The sequence below is a fragment of the Rhizobium sp. Root1334 genome (genome assembly GCF_001426665.1).
Classification (GTDB): Bacteria; Pseudomonadota; Alphaproteobacteria; order Rhizobiales; family Rhizobiaceae; genus Pararhizobium.
Map to the genome: position 1 here is coordinate 652,936 of NZ_LMEY01000001.1, position 22,842 is coordinate 675,777.

The window sequence follows — 22,842 nt, forward strand, 5'->3', positions numbered from 1 at the left end:
CAGGCGCTTTACCGCAGATTTCCGGCCAGTGGAACCGTCATCGCGCGATTGCCACACCAACGTTCCGTTCAAGCCGCGTTTTTGCGGGCAAGCCGTGCCTTGATACTGTCGACATCGGCGCGTGGCGTCGCGGCAAACAGCGTCTTGGTGTAATTGTGCTTGGGATCGCTGAAGACCTCTTCACGGCTGCCGTATTCCACGGCCTCACCGTAATACATCACCATCACGTCGTCGGCGATGTAGCGCACCACCGACAGGTCGTGGCTGATGAAAACGTAGGTCAGCTGATACTCGTCCTGCAGATCGGCGAGCAGGTTGAGAACCTGTGCCTGCACCGACAGGTCGAGCGCCGAAACCGGCTCGTCCAGCACCAGAAGCCGCGGGTTGAGCATCAGCGCACGGGCAATCGCCACGCGCTGGCGCTGACCGCCGGAGAACATGTGCGGATAGCGCCCGTAATGCTTTTCCTCAAGCCCGACCTTCTTCAACATGGCCATGGCCTTGTCGCGGCGGTCGTCTGCTTTCATGCTGGTGTTGATGATCAGCGGCTCGGTGAGGATTTCGCCGATCTTCTTGCGCGGGTTCAAGGTGCCGTAGGGGTTCTGGAACACGATCTGCACCTTCTGGCGCATCTCCGGCGTCAGACGCTCCTTGGCGATATCGACCTTTGCACCATCGATCAGCATCTCACCCGACGTCGCCGGGTCGATCATGGTGACGATACGGGCAAGCGTCGACTTTCCACAGCCGCTTTCGCCGACAATGGCCAGTGTCTTGCCCTGATCGACTGAAAAGCTCACGCCCTTGACGGCATGAACGGTCCTGGCCTTTTTGAAAAGGCTGCCCGGGATGTGATAATCGCGGGTAAGGTTTCTGGCTTCGAGAACATGGGTCATCGAACAGCTCCTGCAAAGATCTGGTCGTCGCTGAGGAATTCCGCGATCGTCGGCAGCCGGTCGCCGGTGGCGTTGTCCGGAAGGGCCGACAGCAGCGCGCGCGTGTACTCGCTCTTGGGAGATTCAAACAGCGACAGAACGTCGGCTTCCTCGATCTTGCGGCCCTTGTACTGGACAATAACGCGATCGGCGGTTTCCGCCACCACACCCATGTTGTGGGTGATGATGATCAGGCCCATGCCATGTTCGGCCTGCAGCCGCATCAGGAGATCGAGGATCTGCTTCTGAATGGTCACGTCGAGCGCCGTGGTCGGCTCGTCAGCGATCAGGAGCTTGGGATTGCATGACAGCGCAATCGCGATCATCACGCGCTGGCACTGACCGCCCGACATCTGGTGCGGAAAATGGCCCAGCCGCTCGGCAGGGTTGGGTATGCCAACCAGGTCGAACAGTTCGATGGCCCGCGCCCGGCGCGCCTTCTTGTCGAGACCGAGGTGAATGCGCAGCACTTCCTCGATCTGGAACCCAACCGTGAAGCACGGATTGAGGCTGGCAACCGGCTCCTGGAAGATCATGGCAATATCCTTGCCAACGATCTTGCGCCGATCCGACGGCGACAGTCCGAGCAGATCGATGCCATTGAAACGCAACGTGTCGGCGGTCACCTTGGCCGTCCAGGGCAACAGGCCCATGGCAGCCAGCATCGACACCGACTTGCCGGAGCCGGATTCACCGACAATCGCCAGCACTTCGCCGGCATTGACCTTCATCGATACACCATCGACGGCACGGAAAGGACCGGCAGCCGTCTGGAATTCGACAACGAGATTTTCGATTTCGAAAAGCGACATCACGACCTCTTCAACTTGGGATCAAGCGCATCGCGCAGGCCGTCGCCCATCAGGTTGATGGCAATGACGGTGACGAGAATGGCAAGACCGGGGAAGGTGACGACCCACCAGGCGCGCTGGATGAACTCGCGGGCTTCGGCCAGCATCGTACCCCATTCCGGTGTCGGCGGTTGAGCGCCCATCCCGAGGAAGCCGAGTGCCGCCGCATCGAGGATCGCCGCCGAGAAGGCGAGCGTTGCCTGGACGATCAGCGGTGCGAGGCAGTTGGGCAGGATGGTCAGGAACATCAGGCGCAGGGTGCCGGCACCGGCAACCCTGGACGCGATGACATAGTCTTTCGTGCGTTCAGACATGACGGCAGCGCGCGTCAGCCGCACGAAATGCGGCAGGTTGACCAGCGAGATCGCAATCATGGCGTTGACCAGGCCCGGACCGAGCACGGCGACCAGCACGAGAGCCAGAAGCAGCGACGGAAAGGCGAGGATGATATCCATGACGCGCATGATGATCGTATCGGTACGGCCACGGAAATAGCCGGCGATCAGGCCGACGAGAACGCCGGAGATGACCGAAAGCGTCACGACCACAAGGCCGATGAACAGCGAGAAACGGGCGCCATAGATCAGGCGAGACAGGATATCGCGGCCGACAGCATCAGTTCCGAGGAAATAGGTCCATTGACCGCCCGCCGCCAGGGCCGGCGGCAAGAGAAGAACGTCACGATTCTGGATGCTGGGGCTATGCGGCGCCACGAACGGCGCAAAGATTGCCAGAACCAGAATGATCAGGAAGATAGCAAGCCCCATGACCGCGCCCTTGTTGCGCGAGAAATAGAACCAGAATTCGGCAAAGCCGGTCTGCGGCTTGGTAGTTTTGATTTCAGCGACAGCCATCAGACCCTCCTAATGCCGGATACGCGGGTTGATGAAGCCGTAAAGCACATCAACGATGAGGTTGATGATCATGATCATGGCGGCGATCAGCATCAGCCCGCCCTGCACGACCTGATAGTCACGCTTGAACACGGAATCGACCATCCATTTGCCGATGCCCGGCCAGGAGAAGATTGTTTCCGTCAGGATCGCACCGGCCAGCAGCACGCCGACCTGAAGGCCGATTGTGGTGATAACCGGAATAAGCGCGTTCCGCAGCGCGTGCACGCCAATGACGCGGAATGGCGTCAGGCCCTTGGAGCGGGCGGTACGGACATAATCCTCGCCGAGCACTTCCAGCATGGCCGAGCGCGTCTGCCTGGCGATGACGGCGAGCGGGATGGTCGCCAGCACGACGGTCGGCAGGATCAGGTAGCTGACCGCCGATTTGAAGGCGCCCGCCTGCCCCGAGATTAGACTGTCGATCAACATGAAGCCAGTGACCTGCGGGAAGAAATACATCATCGAGATGCGACCCGAGACCGGCGTCCAGCCGAGATAGCCTGAGAAGAAGATGATAAGCAGCAAGCCCCACCAGAAGATCGGCATCGAGTAGCCGACGAGGGCGACGCCCATGAGCGATTGGTCGAGCCAGGTCCCCCGTTTCACCGCAGCGATCACGCCAGCTGGAATGCCGAGCAGCACCGCAACGATGATGGCGCAGAGCGACAGTTCCAGCGTTGCCGGGAAGAGGTTCATGAAATCATCGAGAACCGGCCGCTTGGTGACGATGGACGAACCGAAATCGCCCGTCACAAGACCGCCGAGATAATCGAAATACTGAACATACATCGGCCGGTCGAGACCGAGCTGGTGCATGAGTTCAGCATGCCGTTCCGGAGCCATGACGCGCTCACCCGACATCAACATGACCGGATCGCCCGGCAACAGTCGAATGAAGGAGAACGCGATCAAGGATACCCCGAGGAACGTGGGTATCAGGACGGCAAGCCGCCCGAAAATAAAGCGCAACATGGGAGCCTATCCCTTCTTTCTTTGAAAAACCGACGGCCCGAATGTCTTCGAGCCGCCGGCCATTGCACGCTCTTTGCGGCGTGCCTTTCTTTTGTTTTAGCCGATCTTACTCGGCGATGTCGACGCCTTCGAAGACGAAGTCACCGAGCGGAGACTGGACGAAGCCAGAAACCTTCTTGCTCATCGGAACAACGGCGAGCGAGTGGTCGAGCGTGTTCCAAGGGGCTTCCTTCTTGAAGACGACCTGCGCCTCTTCATAGAGCTTGGTGCGCTCGGCAACGTCGGACGTTTCCTTCGCCTTCGTTACCAGGTCGTCGAACTCCTTGTTGCACCACTGAGCGCGGTTGTTACCGCCGACAGCGTCGCAACCGAGCAGGGTGTCGAGGAAGTTGTCCGGATCACCATTGTCACCGGTCCAGCCGAGGATAGCCGCACCATCGCGGTCCTTGGCGGACGAGAGCTTCAGGTATTCAGCCCATTCGTAGGAGACGATTTCGACGGTGACGCCGATCTTGGCCAGGTCAGCCTGCATCAGTTCAGCTGCACGGCGGGCGTTCAGCATGTACGGACGAGCAACCGGCATTGCCCAGATCTTCATCTTCAGATCCTTGACGCCAGCGTCTTCAAGCATCTTCTTGGCAGCTTCCGGATCGTACTTGTCGTCTTCGACCTTGTCGTTATACGACCACATTGTCGGCGGGATCGGGTTCTTGGCTACCGTTGCGGCACCCTGGAACACGGCATCGACGATGGCCTGACGATTGACCGCCATGTTGAGGGCCTTGCGGACTTCAACCTTGTCGAACGGCGGAACGAGCGTGTTGTAGGCGAGGTAGGAAACGTTCAGACCGGCCTGCTCGGAGATGTTCAGGTTCGGGTCGGCCTTCAGTTCGGCAACGTCAGCTGCGTTGGGATAGGACATCAGGTGGCATTCGCCGGCCTTCAGCTTCTGGGCGCGAACAGCGGCGTCCGTGGTGATCGCGAAGACGAGGTCATCGATCTTCTGCTTGCCACCCCAGTAATCAGGGTTGGCCTTGTAGCGGATGGCCGCATCCGGCTGGTAGGCGACGAACGTGAACGGACCGGTGCCAAGCGGCTGCTGGTTCATCAGTTCCATCTTGCCTTCAGCCTGAAGCTTGTCGGCATATTCCTTCGATAGGATCGAGATGAAAGGCATGCCGAGGTTGGCCAGCAACGGCGCTTCCGGACGCTTCAGCACGATCTTGACCGTCAGGTCATCGACCTTCTCGACCTTTTCAAGGAGGTCCGGCAGACCCATGCCGGAAAAGTATTCCCATGAGGCGCCCGGAACGTACTTGTTCCATGCATTGTCGGCCTTGTACTGGCGCTCGAAGGAGAAGACCACGTCATCGGCGTTCAGTTCGCGCGTCGGCGTGAAGTATTCGGTCGTCTGGAACTTTACGCCCGGACGCAGCTTGAACGTGTATTCCTTGCCGTCAGCAGAAATTTCCCAGCTTTCGGCCAGCGCAGGTTCGATTTCCGTCGTGCCGCGCTTGAATTCCACCAGACGGTTGTAAACCGTATGTGCGGCAGCATCGAAGGTCTGGCCGCCGGTATACATGCCGGGATCGAAGCCTTCCGGCGACGCTTCCGAGCAGTAAACGAAGGTCTTTGACCAAGCAGAACCGGCCATCAAAGTGGCGATTGCGGTTGCAGCAAGGAGAGTAGAGAGCTTTTTCATGAATTTGCTTCCCAGCTTTGTTCTTGTTCTCGTATTTTTCTGACGCAGAAGCCGTTGTTCCGGTCAAGGCCGGATGGAACGACATTTGATCGGGCAATGCAATAAGCGACCCGAAAAATTTGTCCAATTGGAAAATTCTCCCATATGCGACAAAGCGTGAGGCTATACACGACTTTCTTTCCGTCACCAGCATCGCCACCCGAATCGATTTCGTTTTACCGTTAAAGTCAATCCCAAATTGCACTGATAGCTTGGGAAGAGCTGCCATGGCATAAGGCACACGCGGGGCGGGGAGGACTGTTCAGCTTTTATCTGCCAGGCGGGGATGAGATGAAAGCAACTATATTCAGCCCTCCCCCTCGCCACTGCCACCCGGGCTAACAACGTCTGCTTTCAAAACTGCCGACAACTCCCCTTTTCCATTCCGATGCGGTTGCTTATCGTGAATCGCACGTTAAAATGGTGTTCGCGGAATACGTGGGGGGACGGCCGCGACGTGACGACCGATTTGAAAAACCACCGGCAATACTATTGTGACAGCGATTTGGAGAAGGCTCTCAATCGTGTCGATTTCTTTCGGATCTTCCATACAATGGCGCTCCGCTATGGTTTCGACCATTTCGGTATCCTTCAACTCGGAAACGAAGGCGACGCCTGCACGCTGACCAACCGGCTGGCTCTACACGACCTCCCCTCCGGACTTTCCGACGCCTATGACAAGCGCCACCGATTTGGTGATTCAGTCGTTTTCAAAAGCCTTCATACATCATCCATTCCGTCCACCTGGAAGGCCGGCGATCTCCATCCGGGCGGCAATCTTCTCGACCAGCTCGGTTTCGACGTGCTGATATGCGTGCCGGTTGCCGGCATCACCGGTGCGCGTTATGCCGTGCTGTTTCTCGGCGATGGCGAAGGTATGGAACGGCAAGCCCATTTCGCCCTGTGCTACGACGCCATTTGCGCCTTCGATTATTTTTACCGGCTGGTTTTATCCAACAAGGCGGGACTTGGGCTGACGCCGCGCGAGACGGAAATCCTGCGCTGGATTTCCCATGGCAAGACGGCGAGCGAAATCGCACTGATCGTCTCCGTCTCGGAACACACGGTCAATTCGCACACGGCGACGATCCTCAAGAAGCTCGATGTCGTCAACAGAACCCAGATGGTGGCGAAAGCGATCCGGGAACAGATCATTCAATGACGCCGGTGGGCGTCCGCATAATCACACGCCGTACTCTAAGCCATTCACCAAGTGAAACCGCCAGATGACCCACACGATCCATATCCTGCTTGTCGACGACGATCCGGCGGAAAACCTGATCATGCGCGGCGTGATGAAAAAGGTCTCAAGCGTGGAGATTCACCTACACTATTGCCAGACGATCGGCGAGGCGCTGGCCTTCATCGCCTCGGGAACATCTGTCTCGATGGTCTTGATGGACAACCGACTTCAGCAATGTGATTTTCGCGAGACGGTTCCGGCGCTACGCCAGCAAGGCTATATCGGTCCGATCGGGGTGATTTCCTCATCGCTCGCCGACCCCTATTTCCAGAAGTTTGAAGAATATGGCGCCGATTTCCGGATCGACAAAGGCGAGCTCGATCCGACCGCGATCGAATTCATCCTGCGTGAATATGTGACCAGAGCATAAACAACAAAAAGCCCGGACGAGCCGGGCTTTCTGCTGGACTGGAAACAGTATCAGGCCGCTGTTTTCGGATGGGTGAGCTGGTCAAGGCCAAGCAGGAAGTTGATCTGCGGCCGGGCCTTCACCAGATCATCGATCGAATACTGCTGCAGGACTTCGAAGAACGCATTCAGCGCTTTGCGCAGGGCAGCGTTGAGGCCGCAGCTGTCAACCAGCGGACAATCGATCTCGCCAGCCTCGAAACATTCCGCCATGGCAAAACTGTCTTCGGTAACCTTGACGATATCGAACAGGCTGATTTCGGCCGCAGGCTTCGGCAGGCGCACGCCACCATTGCGGCCGCGCACCGTCTCGACGAGGCCGGCCTTGTTGAGCGGCTGAAGAATCTTGAAGAGGAAAAGCTCGGACACCCCATAGGCCTTGGCAATTTCCGGAATGCGGCTGAGATGGCCGTCATTGGCAGCGCAATACATGAGCATGCGGACTGCGTAGTTCGTTTGCTTCGTCAGACGCATCATTAACTCCAGGCTTCGATCATTCGGCGCCCCCGGTTCGAATGAACCTGCGAGCCCATCAGAGGCACTCAAGATTTCGTGGTCACATGGCCGATTCGACCGGCATCCCACATTCTGCTTCCCATATAGGACGGATGATAGTTTGGAACAATTCCAAAAAGCAGAAAATCTTGATTGAAGTGATCATGATCAGCTTCCAGCGGTCTGTCCACCCTCCAAACGGGAAAAGCTGACATGTCATCTCAAGTTTAGGTGGATTACCACCCTGAGAATCTAGTTTTCCGCCCGTTTCTCACGCAACTCGGCCCCATATTCCCGGATCGCCTTCCGGCGCCCGGGCGTGCCTGGATGCGTCGACAGAATGCTGGCATCGGATGTATCGCCGATTTCCTTCTCGACGACCTCAAAGAAGCGTGCGAGCGCCGTGGGATCGTAACCCGCCTTTTGCATTAATTCGACCGAGTGCCGGTCTGCTGCCGCCTCCGCATCCCTGGAATAGGAGAGCGCCAGAAGACCACTCCCCTGGACAAGCAGATCCTCGACGCTATCGCCGATATCGCCCGCGATCAGCATGATCAGGCCGGCCATCCCCGCCGCGCGGTAAATCTGGCGAAGACTGTGTTCCAGTTCGACATGACCGATTTCATGCGCCAGAACGCCGATGAGCATCTCCGTATCACCGTCCGCAAGGCCGACCAGCTCATCGGTGATAATCAACGTGCCGTCCGGCAGTGCGAATGCATTCGGGCCGATCGATCCACCCTCGCGGAAATTCAGCGTATAGGCGGACAGACCACGGGCCGACTTGAGCGCGATGCGGGCAAAACCGTCCGATACCGCCCGACGCTTTGCGTCGTCCAGCTTGGTCTCGCCGAGAACGGTGTGATCCAGTGTTTCCAGCGTACTGGCGGACATCAGACGCGGCACGACCGGCGGGGTGACCGCAACGGCGACTTCAACCAGCACCGGCAGGGCATAGCGGTAGACCAGCCCGGACAGTAGGAACACCGCAACGACAAAGGCGAGGAGGCGCGGATGAAACCGCTCGAGCCCGTGGATAAACCCTGCCCGCTTGCGCCCGTTCGCCACGTGCAGACCGTCGATCGCCGCATTGTCCGTCGTTTCAAACAGCGAGCCATCAGGAAATTCGATACGGCGCGGGATCGAGCCGACGCGGGGAGAGATGCCGAGGTGTGAAAAGACTGCGGAGGCGAATTCACTGCCGTCTTCCGCAACAGCAAGGATCTGCCCTTCCCTCTCGACCAGGCGGGATGGGACTGAACGGCTGGAATCACGCGGATGCCAATCGCCCCGGCAGACCGTGTTTTCGTCAGAAGCCAAAATCGAAACCCTCGAATTCCATGAACTCCGCCCCGACCGCAGAGCCTTCCCGGCCAGCCGTGGCCAGAACTTCGCCGACATCTCCGTCGAAGCGGACCGCCGTGTGCTCGTTGACGTAACGTGCCATGCGAACCGCGGCCCAGGGACGCATCAGGCCCAGCGTCAGAACGGTCACGACCACATTCGACAGGGCAATCCAGACATAGCGGAACCGCGACAGATCGCTTTTCAGCTCATGCTTGCCGTCAAAGCGCGTTGCCGACCAGGCGATGTTGCGCACACCCGCACGGTAAAACAGCGCCGCGATGCCGAAGGACAAGAGCACGGCCAGATAGCCGACGACGCCGAAAACAAACATCGATGCCTGGAATTCGGGCGGCAGTGCATTGGGGTGATCGATCAGGGCAATCAGCAGCGACATATTGGCAAAGGCGACGACCGCAACGATCAGCAAGCCAAGAACGATGATCAGCGCCGAGAAGAACCAGGTCTGGTAGATCGACCCGAGCTTCGGATCCGTCGCAAACGACCGGCCGCCATAGCGCAGATTGTTGCCGAGATAGCGATACATCCAGCGGCTGGCGAGCGGCGCCAGGATGCCGAGCGACAGGACGGCCATCACCGGCGCAGCCATGAAGGCGATGAACGCACCACCCATCTTGCCGACGAAATCGAACCGGACGTTGCGGTAACTGGTGACGCGGGCGCTGAAGCGCAAGCCGCGCATGATCAGCCAGGGAAAGAAGCACAGGACAACAAGACCCACGACAAGACCGGCAACTGGCAACACCGCCAGGATGATATTGTAAACCACAAGATATCCAAGGACGATCAACCGGCCGATGAGGATTTGCTTGCCCTTGGCGTGATATTCGAAAGCGCGGCCAAGCAGTATCGTATTGCCGTAGAAATAGCGGTTGCGGCGCACCTTCGCCCAGGCCGAATAGATGCCGAGCGTAATGATGGTCAAAAGGATATTGACGATCCAGATGCCGAAATATTCTGCGGCATTACCAGTGAACGACAGCCGGTGAAAATCCTGCGATGCAGCCGGTAATGGTGCCGTGTCGGTTGCGCTCATCGTTGCCCCTCTTGCGTATCATCAGATGCAATTCAAGAACGGCCGGCAATCCCCCGATATTCGGCCGCTCGGGCCAAGTCTTAAACTGTCACCCCCGCAGGTCAACCGCACCGGCAGGCCACAACAAAAAGGGCCTCCGTGAGGAGGCCCAATCGAGGAGTATCCGAGGATACCAATTATTTCATCGTCGGGATGGAGAACTCGGCACCATCCTTGATACCGGACGGCCAGCGCGAGGTGATCGTCTTGGTCTTGGTCCAGAACCTGATCGAGTCCGTGCCGTGCTGGTTCAGGTCGCCGAAGGACGAGGACTTCCAGCCGCCAAAGGAATGATAGGCCAGCGGAACCGGGATCGGCACGTTGACGCCGACCATGCCGATGTTGATACGCGAAGCGAAATCGCGGGCCGCATCACCATCGCGGGTGTAGATCGCGACGCCGTTGCCATATTCATGCTTCATCGGCAGATCGAGGGCTTCCTCGTAATTCTTGGCACGAACCACGGAGAGAACCGGTCCGAAGATCTCCTGCTTGTAGATGTCCATGTCCGGGGTGACGTTGTCGAACAGGCAACCGCCGATGAAATTACCGTTTTCATAACCCTGCAGCTTGAAATCGCGGCCATCGACGACGAGGTTTGCGCCTTCTTCGACACCCTTGTTGATCAGGCCGAGAATGCGTTCCTTGGCTTCCTTGGTGACGACCGGACCCATATCGGCCTTTTCGTCAGTGTACGGGCCAATGCGCAGGCTTTCGACCATCGGGGTCAGCTTTGCGATCAGGCGATCGGCGGTTTCCTTGCCGACCGGAACGGCAACCGAGATCGCCATGCAGCGCTCGCCGGCCGAACCGTAACCGGCGCCCATCAGGGCGTTGGCGGCCTGGTCAAGATCGGCATCCGGCATGATGATCATGTGGTTCTTGGCGCCGCCGAAGCACTGGGCGCGCTTGCCGTTCGTTGCAGCCGTGCCATAGACATAGCGGGCGATCGGCGTCGAGCCGACGAAGGAGACGGCCGAGATATCCGGATGCGTCAGGATCGCATCAACCGCGCCCTTGTCACCGTTGACGACGTTGAGGATGCCGGCCGGCAGGCCTGCCTCGATCATCAGTTCGGCAAGGCGGATCGGAACAGACGGATCGCGCTCGGAAGGCTTCAGGATGAAGGCGTTGCCGCAGGCGATGGCAGGAGCAAACATCCACATCGGGATCATGGCCGGGAAGTTGAACGGCGTGATACCTGCGCCGACGCCGACAGCCTGGCGGATCGAATACATGTCGATGTTCGGGCCAGCGCCTTCGGTGAATTCGCTCTTGGAGAGGTGCGGAATGCCGATGACGAACTCACAGACTTCGAGGCCGCGGATGACGTCGCCCTTGGCATCCTCGATGGTCTTGCCATGCTCGCGCGACAGCATTTCGGCCAGTTCATCCATGTTGTCGTTGAGGAGCTGGACGAACTTCATGAAGACGCGGGCACGGCGCTGCGGGTTGGTGGCAGCCCACTTCGGCTGTGCAGCCTTGGCATTCTGAACCGCTGCGTCCATTTCCGCGTCGCTGGCCAGTGCCACCGTGGCCTGAACTTCGCCGGTTGCCGGATTAAAGACATTGCTGGTGCGGCCGCTGGTGCCGGCAACCTTCTTGCCGCCAATGAAATGACCAATCTCGTACATGGGTGATCCTCCTGATCTTGATTATGGCCGGAGTGTCGCACTACAATATGCACAAATCAACGCGGGATATTCAGGAACCGTTGTGCAAAAATTGATGCCACTGGTATCTGTGGAGGCTCTTTGATGAAAACCGGTTCTGAAAAGATCGTGAGAATGGCGGAGCTGGAGATCGATCCTGCCCAGCTTGAGGCTTATCTCGCCCTTCTGGCCGAAGAGATCGAAGCATCCGTGGAGAAGGAACCGGGCGTGCTGATGCTGCATGCCGTCTCGGTGAAAGGCGCGCCTGAGAAGGTTCGTATCCTCGAAGTCTATGCCAATAGGCAGGCTTACGAAGCGCATATCCAGACGCCGCATTTCCTCAAATACAAGACGCTGACGGCTGGCATGGTGCTGTCGCTCAACCTTGTCGATGTCGATCCCATCGTGCTTTCGGCCAAATGAGGATTGCTCGATGAACTGGGATGATGTCCGCATGTTTCTGGCGGTTGCCCGTAGCGGCCAGATCCTGTCGGCCTCCAAGCGGCTGGGGGTCAACCATGCCACCTTGAGCCGGCGCGTCACGGCGCTGGAAGAATCCCTGAAGACCCGGCTTTTGATCCGCCGCACCAATGGTTGCGATCTGACGGCCGAGGGTGAGATCTTCCTGCATGCGGCAGAGCGGATGGAAACCGAGATGCTGGCGGCACAGGCGCAGATCGGCCGCATCGACACTGCCGTTGCGGGGACCGTGCGTGTCGGTGCGCCGGACGGATTTGGAGTCTCGTTCCTGGCCCCGCGGCTTGGCAAGCTGACTGCCCGGTTTCCGGAGTTGCGCATCCAACTGGTCCCGATCCCCCGCTCCTTTTCGCTGTCGCAGCGCGAGGCTGATATCGCCATCACCCTTGAGCGGCCGGAACAGGGACGGCTGATTTCGTCGAAGCTCACCGATTACACACTCGGGCTCTACGCCTCACAGGACTACCTGTCGTCCTATGGTGCTCCCGACACGGTCGATGATCTGAAGAACCATCGCCGCATCGGCTATGTGGAAGATCTGATCTTTACGGCATCGCTGAATTTCACTGGCGAGATCATGCGCAGCTGGGATGCCTCGTTCGAAATCTCCAGCGCCACGGGCCAGACCGAAGCCGTGCGCTCAAGCGCTGGGATCGGCATCCTGCATAATTACATCGCCCGCCAATATCCCGAGCTGATCCGCATCCTGCCGGAGACCACGATACGGCGGGGCTATTGGACCACCTATCACGAAAGCGCCCGCGAGCTCGTTCGCGTCCGCACCGTCGTCGATTTCCTTCAGGAACTGGTGACGGAGGAGCACGGCATTTTCATTTGAGACGATCTATTGCGCCACGGAGGCAACAGCTTCCGGAAGCGGCACGAAGGATGGCTTCGCCGCCACCTTGGACACTTCCGGCTGCACAACAACCGGCACAGGCTCTGCCGCAGCCATCACGGCCGCCTCTCCCGGCATCGGCACCTTGACGGCGTTGGTGATCGTTTTTTCAACCTTCCCTGCTGGTTCGGCCGCCGTCGTTTCCACCGATGGATTTTCAAGAACTGCTGGCCGCTTCACCCGGCGTACAGGTGCCGCAATGGCGGTCTCCGCCGCAATGGGCCGGGCTTCCTGTTCCACGAAAGGCACCGGCGCAAAAGCGCCCGGCCCCACTGCATATCCCAGAGCCTGAGCGTTTTGCGACGAGGCCGGATGGAGCCGCAATCCCTGCATCAGCGCGACGATCCGGTCGGCTGCAATCGACGGACTGCAATAGCGCAACCGGATCTGCGCTGCGCCACCTGCCGTGGCGAACTGCCCGCCATCATAGGGCCGGATGTTCTTTGCAAACTGCCATGCGTAAACGCAGCTACCGCTCTTGCCGATGGAACCGGTCGCGTAACCGAAGACGCCATAGGCGTTATCGGCAATCACAGGGCTGATCTGCATCTTAACGCCGGACAACGCGCTTCGCATTTCCGCCTGAACCTGCGAGCGTGATGGTGCGCCGTTGCTGCGGGTGATCTTTGCGGACGGATCGATCGTGATGCTCAGCATGTTCTCGCCGGCAAGGTCCGTTGCGTTGGCATAAACGATCGTCTGTTCGATTTTTCCCTTGGCTCCCGTCTGCCTTACCGTCGTCGCTGGGAGCCCGGGAAGAGTGGCGGCTGCATATTCGGGAGAAACCGTGGTGGCCAGCGACGGCCAGTTGCCTTCGACAGCACCTGTACGCAGGAAAGGATCGTCGACCACCGACGTGCAAGAGGCAAGCATCAAGGCCAGAGCGATTGCGGAGAAAATTTTTTTCATCGGCGTGTATCCGTCCAACTTGTGGCAACAAGACCGCGTCTCACGCCTGCATCCGAGAGGTGATCGTTAAGGCGCTGGAACACCTGCTTGGCGATCTGCTTGTTCCCGAGATGATAGTAGGCCCAGCCACGCAGCTGGCTGAGATCGGCAGGCTCCGCGACCAGGCTTGCCCGCGCATTCAGCGCGTCGAGCGTCTTTTGGTACTGCTTGCGATCGAAACTTGCCCGGGCGCGCTGGAAATAGATTTCCGCCCGGATTTCCCGGTCCCGTTCGGCGCTGAGCGGATAGGCCCGGATGATCGCTTCGGCGTCATCCGTCAGCCGTCCGCGCAACAGGGTCAATGCCGTCCCATAGGCAGCATCGGCGCGCACCTGTCCCCCGGCGCTCAGACCATCCGCAAAGGCGGCGCGCGCCTCGGCAAGACGGCCAAGGCCGAGATAGCACCAGCCACCGATCTGCGCCGCGTCCGCAGACAGTTGTCCCCGGCTGCGCAAATCAGTGAGATCGTTGATGCAGGCGGCATAACGCTTGGCCTGAAAATTGCGGAAATAGTTGGCCTGGATTATCCCGCGCGGCTTGACGACCGATGCAGCCGCCCTCCCCTTCGGCGGCGATGCGGTGCGGATTTCATCCCAGATGTCAGGATAGGTTTGGCCATATCTTTCCTGCAGCGCGGCAAATTCCGGCTTTTGCGATAGCCGCAGGTAGGACAGTGCCAACCCCTTGACGCGTGCGGGCGCCACTTTCCAGTCGACGGCCTTCTGGAACCAGGCGGAAGACGCTTCGTACTGCTTGGAATTATAGGCATACCAGGCGAGAATTTCGGCGTGGTCGGCATTCAACGTCTGCAGGATCGTCGTCGAATAGGACGCAACGATCCTTTCGTCGATGACGGCCATATCGGGCTTGGCAAAGCGCAGCGACAGCGCGTTCATCAGGAATTCCGGATCGCCGGACAGGTCCTGCAGGTAGGTGGCCGCCACCTTATAGGCTTCCTCCTCGAGGTTCTGTGCGGCGAGGCTGAGATACAGTCCCTTCGCATTCGATGCATCCGCCTGGACTGCCAGCGCCTTGCCGAACCACTGCGCACTGACGGCCGGCTGCTTGACCTTCAGGTAATACCAGCCGAGCAAAGCCATATCCTCGACCTTCGGAGGATTTGTTGCCTTGAGCGGGGCGAGCTGATCGTCCGACAGCGGCACCGTCTGCTTTTCATCGGCATTGAAATCGGCCACCGTCTTGCGCATCAGATCGAAGGACACCGGCTGCAGGCCCGCCTGCATCGCGGGCGTCACCGCAAGCTTTTGCATCACGGCCTGGACTTCAGCGGCCGGAAAATCGCGGATGGCCTTCTGCAGTGTTGTCACCAGCACCGCGTCGGGCAGACGCTTGTCACCGTCACGCAGCAGGATGCCGCGATAGATGTCTGCGAGCGGTTGTTTCATGCCTGTCTGCGCATAGGCATCGATCAGAGTCCAAAGCAGGTCGACCTCTGTTTCGGTCGCGGGATCGATACTGCCGCCAGCCTGGATGACATCCGTCCAGTCGTTGTCCTTCGCCGCCTCCGTCATCAACACCCGCTGTTTGCGGCGCGCCAGCTTCTCGGCGAAATCGGCTGTCGGCTGCCAGTCCGGCGTCTCGCTCTTGCGGCGGATGATTTCGGCGTCGATGCCTGTGAAATCGCTTCGATCATAGAGTTGCCAGAGCAAGGTCTCATCGATACCACGCGCCGATTGCGGCAGGTACAGGTCCTGCGGCATTTCGAATTGCGGGAATTTCAGCCGCAGGCGCGCAGCCTCGGCGGCAACGCGATCATCCTGCTTCTGCCCGGCATAATAATAGAGCGCTGCCATTTCGACATCATCGGGCTTGTTCGCGGCCGGCAGTGTCTTGGCGGATTCTGCATTGTTCACTACCGCAGGGTCAGCCTGTCCCGCGATCGCCGAGGTCATCGCCTGATCGATGATGCGGAAGGAGCCGGCCGCCTGCGTTAGAAGCTTTGCCGAATCCTCGGAAAAAGCCGTTGCCGGCACAAGCAGGTTGGAAGCGGCCAGAAGGGCGAGCCAGTGTTTCTTCATGACGATCATTGATCCGACCTCACACCCTTGCGCGGAATGGCAAACCCGAGCCACACGGCGAAGACGCCCATCAACCCGACGATAAGCACAACGTAGAATTGGAAATTGTCCGAGAACCAGGCGGCCGCCAGGCGGCGCAGGTTGCTGGGGCTCTGGTCGGTCATCCCGGCGATGAAATGCGCTCCGGCCGGCACCGTATTAACGGCGAGGCTGGCAGTTTCGATCTCGGCAGACCCACCATTCAGTCCCTGCCAGACGGCAGGCTCGACGAGCCGACGAACGCCAAGCGCGATATCGGCGGGCGATGCCGCATGGACCACAGTCCAGACTGCATCGCCGGAGGGTGACGGAGTTTGCGTCAAGGTCAGAAGCGAGTGTCCCGGCCGGAGCTTGGCGGTGGAACCAGACCCATCCTGGTAATTCAGCCATTTGCCAAAACGTGTGCCCGCACCTGAAAACCAGTCCTGCATCTTCGATGTTACGGACAATTCGTCCTGCGGCCTCGTGGTCGATTTGCGGAACGCATCCAGCAATGCGGTCGAATCGTCGTCATTGTTTTGCTCCGGGCCGGCTTCGAACATATTGCCGATGGTCGCTGTTCTGATGGGATCGACGTCTGCGGTGGATACGGTCATCGGCTGGAAGGCATTCACAGGAAAAGCGCTCTTACCGGCATTGCCCAGCTCGGCAAAGGCATTCTGCGTGGTGATCACCAGCGCATTGCGCTCTCCGGATGGAGCGGCGCCGCTCAAGCGAATATCGGCATTCAGCGGATTGCGGGCGGCAAGCGCCAGGCGGGACAACATGGTCAGGGCGGCACTTGTGGACTGGGCATCCGGGCGTTCGATGAATATGTCGAACGGTCTGCCATCGGCATAGGGATAGGCGGTACCGGCGAGACCGCCGATATCCGGAAGACGGCCGATCCGGGCGAGCGCCGGGATTTCGATCTTCGTCTCCTTCAGGAGAATGAACCGCGGCGCGGTATCGTCGCGGGCCTCGGGCGCGCAGGTCTCGTCGGCATCGACAGGCAATTCGGCCAGAAGCTCGACCTTGTTATTGCCCGGACGGAACGCCCGCAGCGGCAGTTCGATCAGCTTGCCGTCAAACTGTTCTCCAGCGGTATTGCGGAAAGGATAGCTGGTTACGACGCGGTCATTGACCCGCACCAGAAACTGCGCCGTACGCTTCAGGCCCGGTGACGTGGCGGCGCTGAGCTTCAAGCCGATCGTTGCATAGTCGGCCGGGTAGAAATCCGCCGGCATGACCATGTTGAAACCGGTGCGCGACAGGCGACCGGAAAAGACGCGGGTCTCATATCCGGTGTCGGCCAGTGTAAAGCTCGTTGATGCGTCGGCAATAATCGTCCCCGACTGGCGTGAAAAAATGCCGCTATCGAGGCTTTCCTTCAGTGGCCCCTGGATGGCTTGAAGCAGCTGGCTGCTCATATCGGCGCGGGTGGCGCCTCGCAGGCTGACCATTGCACGGCCCTCTGGTCCTGCGTCGCGGACGGAAAGGCCATAGGGTGCCGCCTGTCCATCGGCACCACGCGCCTGCGCCCGCGTCTTGTCCGAAGACACATAGAGATCGACGCCAGGGCCGGTGCCAGGCTTTTCGCCGACCGTGACCGCGAGATCGTCCCGATTCATGAATAGCGCCAGCGTCTGTAGAACGGGAGCCGCATCATTCAGCATTTCGGCAGTCGCCGCCTGCGGCAGGATCAGCCGGATGTCAGTGACATTGGCTTCGGTGCGCGCGACGGTGAGGAGATCAGCGAACGACTGAAACCCATGCTGCCGGGTTGCGGCAAAACCGCTTGCAGAAGGATCAAACTCGCTCCACAGCTCATAGGTAGCCTCCAGCGAGCAATCGACCCGATGGAACTGGCGCGCCCGCAGAACCACCTGATTGCGGCCGGGTCTTAGAAAGTCCGCGCCGATCGCCAGCGCTTCTTGTTTAAAGCCATTCGGCGAGGCGATCTTGAATGTCCCGGCCGATTTGCCGTTGACCTCCACATCCATCACGGACGTATCGGGCAAAACCGAGACAGCATTTCGGTAAGACAGTGTCAGCTGCCCGCCGCTTGCGGCCTGATCGGCGGCGAGATTGAAGCTCAGCCGTGCGACGGCATCTTCGCCGGAGAGGTGATAGGCCGGCAGCGCCTGTTCGAACGGAACCAGACCGCTGACCTTGGCAGCCGCGGCTTCCGCCGGAACCGGCCGGGTCGACAGGATGCTCTCGCTGTCTCCAGGCAGGATGCGGGCCGCAGACGGGGCTGCATCCAGCAGGCTCTGGGCGGAAAGCGGCAGCGTCTGGGCCATGATGAGGGCGAGCGACAGGCCGACTGTCCGGGTGCGAAAAGGCTTAGCCATAGAGCTGCTCTCCCTTGAGAACCGGGGCATGGTCGGCTGTTTTGACAGGCAAAGGCACCGGAACGATCTTGTTGTCGTTCAACACCATCGGCGCATCGTCGAAGGACTGGACGACGCTCTCGCGGATCAGGCCAGCGCTGTAACGGATGGCACGGAGCGATTCCGTCAAGCTCCAGAGCGCAAAGCGGCTGGTGCCCCAGAAGAAGTTTTTCCGCGTCTGGCGGCGCTCCAGGCGATCCTGCAGCACGGACTGGTCGGAATACATCAGCTCGGCAATCGCCATCACCGTTTCCGGCGTCCTTTCGGAATAGGCAAAGCCGCAGATCGCCGTCTGGTCGAGCATGCGCCGCGAGCGATAGACGACGTTGAAGTTGATCGTCTGGCCACCACGGCGGACTTCGACCTTGGCCATCGTTGGAGTGACGAGGTCCAGCTTCGGTTCCTTGTCGACAAATTCGATCGACACGCCGCCGCTTGAAGCATCCTGGATGATGACATGGTGGATGATATCATCGACATGCATCAGGGCGTGGCGCTTGACCGGCAGGCGCTGGTTGCGGCGCAGTTCACGGCGTTCCGCAATCGCCCCGAGGGCCGCACCGGCGAGACCGAGATTGATCAGGTTCCACATCGCAACGATCAACAGTAGCTCGCTGGCGACCGGCTCGGTCAGGACGCGATATCCGGAATAAAGGGCTGCAGCGAGCAGCAGGAAGAAGATGGCAAAATACGGCGTTGCCAACGGCGACAGCTTGCTCTTGTCCAGAGTCTGGCCCTTGGCTGTCACATTGAACGTCGGCTTGCGCGGATTGCGCACGACGCTGACGATACTGCCAAACAGGAAGACGGCCTGGACATATTCGTAAAGCTCAGAAATCCACGGCCAGCGGACACGGCCATAGAGATAGCTCTGCATCGCAAACGAGCTGATCAGATAGGTGACCGCATAGGAGGCGAACTCGAGGATGTTGGCCTTATAGATCTCGAGAGAGAAGAAGATGTAGAGCAGCGGCGAGAACATGAAGGCCAGCCGCGACAGCGGGAACAACCAGAACATGTTGATGCCGGCATAGCAGATGCGCTGCGGGATCGAGAGGCCCTTGGCGAGGAAAGGCCGCTTGAGGATGAGGATCTGCAGCATGCCCTGGCACCAGCGGGCACGCTGGCCGATGAACGAGACGAACGTCTCCGGCTGCAGCCCGGCGATCAGCGGTTTGTCGACATAGACCGAGTGCCAGCCCTGGCAATGCAGCGACAGCGCCGTTTCGCAATCCTCGGTGATCGACTGGCCGGAGAAACCATCGGTGGTCTCCAGCGCCTTGCGGCGCAGCACGGCCGCTGAACCGCAGAAGAACGAGGCGTTCCACTTGTCGAGCCCGCGCTGCAGGATCGAGTAGAACATCTCGTTTTCCGACGGCATACGGGCAAAGGTCTGGAGGTTCTTTTCCAGCGGGTCTGGATTGAGGAAATAATGCGGGGTCTGGACGAGGAAGAGCTTTTCATCTTCCTTGAAGAAGCCGACCGTCTCACGCAGGAAGTCGCGCACCGGCGCGTGGTCGGCATCGAACACCACGACCAGTTCACCGTTAGAAACCTTCAGGCCTTCATTGAGATTACCGGCCTTGGCGTGATCGTTCTGCTTGCGAGCATGGTAGTGCACGCCCATGGCGGCGCAGAGCGCCTTCAGCTGTTCATGACGGCGAATGGCGGCGACCGAGACATGCGGGTTCTTGTGGTTGCGCTTGGCATCCGTGCCGCCGTCATCGAGCAGATAGATGTTCAGCTTGTCCTTCGGATACGCCATCGACTTGGCGGCGGCCAGCGTCACCGCCAGAAGTTCGGCATCTTCATTATAGCTCGGGATGAACACATCGACCGTCGGCAGATCGGGGGTAGCGCCCATGTCCGGCGTCTTGCGCTTGATCGGATCGATGACCATGAAAAAGCTGATCGCCAGCATTGCCAGGCAATACATCTCGGCGAGATAGAGCAGGAAGCCGGGGATGAAATTCAGCGGCTCGGTGATGTCAGGCAGCGTCTCGGTTGTGCGCCAGAAACCGTAGCGCAAAGCAATGATGCCGGCGAAGACGAGGGTGACCACACGAAACGCGCTGTTGTCGGGACGCGTCATCCCGATGAACATGATGCCCAGAACTGCGAAGCTGAGCATAAGCTGCGCCTGCAGGCTCATCGGCAGCAGAATAAGAGACAAGCCGACTGCCCCGGCCGGAAGTGCCAGATATTTTCCGCACGTCATGTGCCACCAACCCCATCGTCATCTTCAGCGGCGCATCATGCGTGCCGGTTCTACATCGAACAGCCGGAACCTAAGCGGCGAAGGGTCAACAGAATCCTAATTTGAGGCGTGGTGGATGGAAACGGTACAGGACTAGGTAAACACAAGGTTTACGCGGCGCGCCAAGATATGAGGAGGGGCGGCTTTTGGCAGCCGGAAGGAACATGCGGGCCGTCATCGCGTTGATATTTCTGAAAACAGGAGACAGAGATGACGCTTCCCGCCGATCCCATTCCAGGCCCTATTCCCCCCATTGAGCAGCCGCCACCCGTCAGGGAGCCGGAGCCCGACCGGCTGCCGGACGAGGACCCCTTGCCCAATCCGGACGAAAATCCGGAACCGCCGCAACAGGTGGGACACTGCTGACATTGCCCGATCAAGAATGCAGACCAGGCGGTAAATCCCCCTCACCTTTGCACAAAACCACAAAGGCCCAGCAATCCAGGCCCTTGTGCTGTCGTTTGGAGCCTATGCAGCACCACCCGCTGCAACAGGCCTCCACACCTGCTCCCGGTTCCCCTCGGCGGCGAGATCGATCGTGATACGGGTGCCATTCCTGATCCGCCGGCGCAATGCATCGGCACCGCCCGGTCCGGCCCGAAGCACGTCACCGTCGTGAAGCGCCTGCAACCGCGAGCGCGATACCGGCAACTCTCCGGCCAGCAGGCGGTCAAGCCGCAGGCTGACCGGAAACGGCACGTTCAGTTCGATGTCGAGCACCGTCCAACCGGAGGGTTCCTCCAGAAGTTCCTTGCCGATTTCGAAGCCGGGAAACTCCTCGATGCGTTGCGACTTGCGCCGCAGCGCCTCGATGTTGAACGTTTCGGCCCGGATCCAATCCGCATCGTTGGACTGTAATGCTTCAAGGACCTTAGGATCGATATCGCCGACGCCCCGCCGTTCGAAGATCGGCCGGTTCCAGGTCTTTTCGCAGGCCAGGCATCTATAAATCAGCCAGGCATCAAGCCTGCGGCCGTTGGCGTTGAGGCGGATTTTGCCGCTGCTCTGGAATGGCCTTTGCATTCCGCATCCGCTGCAGGCGATCCAGGGTTGGGGCGCCGTTTGCGGTGTAATGGTCCATCGGACCCGAAGTAGATTGCACATATCGTCTTGGTCTTCCGTTCGGAAGTCCACCAAGATGGTGCAGGAGAAACCCTTTGCGGGCGCGGCGTGGCGATGTTTGGGGCGGCTGAAGAGCTGAGAGCGCAGAGCTGCACACGGCACATTGAAACAATGCCAGACCGGTCTCTCGCCACCACCCGATGAACACATCTGTACGCCGACGGCATCGCCATCGCGCAGTACGGGGTGAAACTGGATTGAGACCGGTATTACTTAGGCAAACTGCAACCTCTGTGCGCCAACGCTCTTGGTCGTCAGGTTAGCAAATGATTTGCGCGGCGTGGAGGCCTGCGGCCTATTCGGAAATAGAAAACATGGCAGTGCGGCGTTTATGCAACTTTGCGCTGATCACAGATCGACGGCGGTCAACGAATGGCCGCGTTAAAGCAGCCCTTTGAGGTGCAGAAGCCCAAACGCCGCCACTGTGGCAGCATCCTTGAGTTCACCACGAACGATCATGTCAATGACCTCTTCAATTGCAAAGCCGCGGCTGATCAGCCCTTGTTCTTCCGGATCCAAGTTCGTTGAAAGCGGGCGCAGACCGCGCGCGAGGAAAATATGGCACCTCTGAGTCGAATAGCCATACGCTTCGAAGAGCTGGCCGACATATGTCATTTCATCGGCGGCAAGACCGGTTTCTTCTCGCAGTTCACCATGGGCCAACTCCAGGGGATCGACATCCTCGTGCTCCTCCCAGGAGCCCTGCGGCAACTCCCAAAAGCGCTTTCCGACCGGATAGCGAAATTGTTCGACCAGATAGACAATCCCAGCCGCATCGATGGGGACGATGAGAGAAAAGTCGTTCTTCTCGACAACCCCGTAGATGCCCTGCGAACCGTCACGGCGCTCGACTCTATCCTCGCGAACTTTCATCCAGCGGTTCTGATAAACAATCTTGGTGCTTAGCGTTGTGATTTCGAGAGCATCGTCAGTCATCTGTTCCCCGATTGGTCACCTCGGTAGTGAATCACTTCCGGTCCCCAGTAGGCCATTTATTGATAGCTTACGATAGGGAAGACTGCCCAAGATCACCAAATAGCCGGGAAAGCATGACTTG

The 22,842-nt window shown here is 59.3% G+C and carries 20 protein-coding genes; 5 read left to right on the forward strand and 15 right to left on the reverse strand.

Annotated features, from left to right (window positions below; all coding sequences use genetic code 11):
- Nucleotides 1–68: 68 nt before the first annotated feature.
- The 5 genes from ASD36_RS03190 to ASD36_RS03210 all read right to left on the reverse strand — a co-directional run bounded on the left by ASD36_RS03190 (nt 69) and on the right by ASD36_RS03210 (nt 5,356).
- Nucleotides 69–896, reverse strand: coding sequence for a dipeptide ABC transporter ATP-binding protein (locus ASD36_RS03190; RefSeq protein ID WP_060504706.1), 828 nt, complete (start codon nt 894–896; stop codon nt 69–71).
- A complete protein-coding gene (locus ASD36_RS03195; protein ID WP_082512169.1) occupies nt 893–1,747 on the reverse strand; it encodes an ABC transporter ATP-binding protein in 855 nt (284 codons plus the stop codon). Before ASD36_RS03195 ends, ASD36_RS03190 begins: the two co-directional genes overlap by 4 nt.
- Nucleotides 1,747–2,640 (reverse strand): ABC transporter permease subunit, encoded by an 894-nt coding sequence (locus tag ASD36_RS03200; RefSeq protein WP_060504705.1) that lies wholly within the window; start codon nt 2,638–2,640, stop codon nt 1,747–1,749. Before ASD36_RS03200 ends, ASD36_RS03195 begins: the two co-directional genes overlap by 1 nt.
- A 9-nt stretch (nt 2,641–2,649) precedes the next feature.
- Nucleotides 2,650–3,654: an ABC transporter permease subunit gene (locus tag ASD36_RS03205; protein WP_060504704.1), complete on the reverse strand. Its 1,005-nt coding sequence runs from the start codon at nt 3,652–3,654 to the stop codon at nt 2,650–2,652.
- A gap of 106 nt (nt 3,655–3,760) precedes the next feature.
- The gene (locus tag ASD36_RS03210) at nt 3,761–5,356 is read right to left on the reverse strand and encodes an ABC transporter substrate-binding protein (protein WP_060504703.1); all 1,596 of its coding nucleotides are present in this window, start codon (nt 5,354–5,356) and stop codon (nt 3,761–3,763) included.
- Nucleotides 5,357–5,852: 496 nt separating this feature from the next.
- Between ASD36_RS03210 and ASD36_RS03215 the strand changes: the two genes are divergently transcribed.
- Together ASD36_RS03215 and ASD36_RS03220 are read left to right on the forward strand one after the other, a co-directional pair.
- Nucleotides 5,853–6,557: a helix-turn-helix transcriptional regulator gene (locus tag ASD36_RS03215; protein ID WP_162246373.1), complete on the forward strand. Its 705-nt coding sequence runs from the start codon at nt 5,853–5,855 to the stop codon at nt 6,555–6,557.
- A gap of 64 nt (nt 6,558–6,621) precedes the next feature.
- Nucleotides 6,622–7,008: a response regulator gene (locus ASD36_RS03220; RefSeq protein WP_060504701.1), complete on the forward strand. Its 387-nt coding sequence runs from the start codon at nt 6,622–6,624 to the stop codon at nt 7,006–7,008.
- A gap of 50 nt (nt 7,009–7,058) precedes the next feature.
- Here ASD36_RS03220 and rirA read toward each other — a convergent pair whose 3' ends face one another.
- The 4 genes from rirA to ASD36_RS03240 all read right to left on the reverse strand — a co-directional run bounded on the left by rirA (nt 7,059) and on the right by ASD36_RS03240 (nt 11,615).
- On the reverse strand, nt 7,059–7,520 hold the full coding sequence (gene rirA, locus ASD36_RS03225; RefSeq protein ID WP_060504878.1) for an iron-responsive transcriptional regulator RirA: 462 nt from the start codon (nt 7,518–7,520) through the stop codon (nt 7,059–7,061).
- 273 nt (nt 7,521–7,793) lie between these two features.
- Complete coding sequence (locus ASD36_RS03230; protein ID WP_060504700.1) at nt 7,794–8,861, reverse strand: M48 family metallopeptidase; 1,068 nt, start codon at nt 8,859–8,861, stop codon at nt 7,794–7,796.
- Complete coding sequence (locus ASD36_RS03235) at nt 8,851–9,942, reverse strand: YjgN family protein (protein WP_060504699.1); 1,092 nt, start codon at nt 9,940–9,942, stop codon at nt 8,851–8,853. The genes ASD36_RS03230 and ASD36_RS03235 overlap by 11 nt, the downstream gene beginning before the upstream one ends.
- 176 nt (nt 9,943–10,118) lie before the next feature.
- Nucleotides 10,119–11,615 carry a CoA-acylating methylmalonate-semialdehyde dehydrogenase gene (locus ASD36_RS03240; RefSeq protein ID WP_060504698.1) on the reverse strand — a complete coding sequence of 499 codons (1,497 nt, stop codon included), beginning with the start codon at nt 11,613–11,615 and terminating at the stop codon, nt 10,119–10,121.
- 123 nt (nt 11,616–11,738) lie between these two features.
- Here ASD36_RS03240 and ASD36_RS03245 point away from each other — a divergent pair, with 123 nt between their 5' ends.
- Together ASD36_RS03245 and ASD36_RS03250 are read left to right on the forward strand one after the other, a co-directional pair.
- Nucleotides 11,739–12,056, forward strand: a complete 318-nt coding sequence (locus tag ASD36_RS03245) for an antibiotic biosynthesis monooxygenase family protein (protein ID WP_060504697.1) — start codon at nt 11,739–11,741, stop codon at nt 12,054–12,056.
- A gap of 10 nt (nt 12,057–12,066) precedes the next feature.
- Entirely contained in the window at nt 12,067–12,948 is an 882-nt protein-coding gene (locus ASD36_RS03250; RefSeq protein ID WP_060504696.1) for a LysR family transcriptional regulator, read from the forward strand.
- Nucleotides 12,949–12,954: 6 nt separating this feature from the next.
- Here ASD36_RS03250 and bcsN read toward each other — a convergent pair whose 3' ends face one another.
- The 4 genes from bcsN to bcsA are packed head-to-tail and all read right to left on the reverse strand — an operon-like array spanning nt 12,955 to nt 20,624.
- Nucleotides 12,955–13,917, reverse strand: a complete 963-nt coding sequence (gene bcsN, locus ASD36_RS03255) for a cellulose biosynthesis protein BcsN (RefSeq protein ID WP_060504695.1) — start codon at nt 13,915–13,917, stop codon at nt 12,955–12,957.
- A complete protein-coding gene (locus ASD36_RS03260; RefSeq protein ID WP_060504694.1) occupies nt 13,914–16,004 on the reverse strand; it encodes a bacterial transcriptional activator domain-containing protein in 2,091 nt (696 codons plus the stop codon). Before ASD36_RS03260 ends, bcsN begins: the two co-directional genes overlap by 4 nt.
- A complete protein-coding gene (locus tag ASD36_RS03265) occupies nt 16,001–18,367 on the reverse strand; it encodes a cellulose biosynthesis cyclic di-GMP-binding regulatory protein BcsB (RefSeq protein ID WP_060504693.1) in 2,367 nt (788 codons plus the stop codon). Before ASD36_RS03265 ends, ASD36_RS03260 begins: the two co-directional genes overlap by 4 nt.
- Nucleotides 18,360–20,624, reverse strand: coding sequence for a UDP-forming cellulose synthase catalytic subunit (bcsA, locus tag ASD36_RS03270; protein WP_060504692.1), 2,265 nt, complete (start codon nt 20,622–20,624; stop codon nt 18,360–18,362). Before bcsA ends, ASD36_RS03265 begins: the two co-directional genes overlap by 8 nt.
- Nucleotides 20,625–20,873: 249 nt before the next feature.
- Between bcsA and ASD36_RS30990 the strand changes: the two genes are divergently transcribed.
- Complete coding sequence (locus ASD36_RS30990) at nt 20,874–21,029, forward strand: hypothetical protein (RefSeq protein WP_164491955.1); 156 nt, start codon at nt 20,874–20,876, stop codon at nt 21,027–21,029.
- Between the two features lie 102 nt (nt 21,030–21,131).
- Here the strand turns inward: ASD36_RS30990 and ASD36_RS03275 are convergent, their stop codons facing one another.
- The gene (locus tag ASD36_RS03275; RefSeq protein WP_060504691.1) at nt 21,132–21,767 is read right to left on the reverse strand and encodes a DUF1062 domain-containing protein; all 636 of its coding nucleotides are present in this window, start codon (nt 21,765–21,767) and stop codon (nt 21,132–21,134) included.
- 399 nt (nt 21,768–22,166) lie between these two features.
- Entirely contained in the window at nt 22,167–22,721 is a 555-nt protein-coding gene (locus tag ASD36_RS03280; protein ID WP_060504690.1) for an NUDIX hydrolase, read from the reverse strand.
- Between the last annotated feature and the right edge of the window lie 121 nt (nt 22,722–22,842).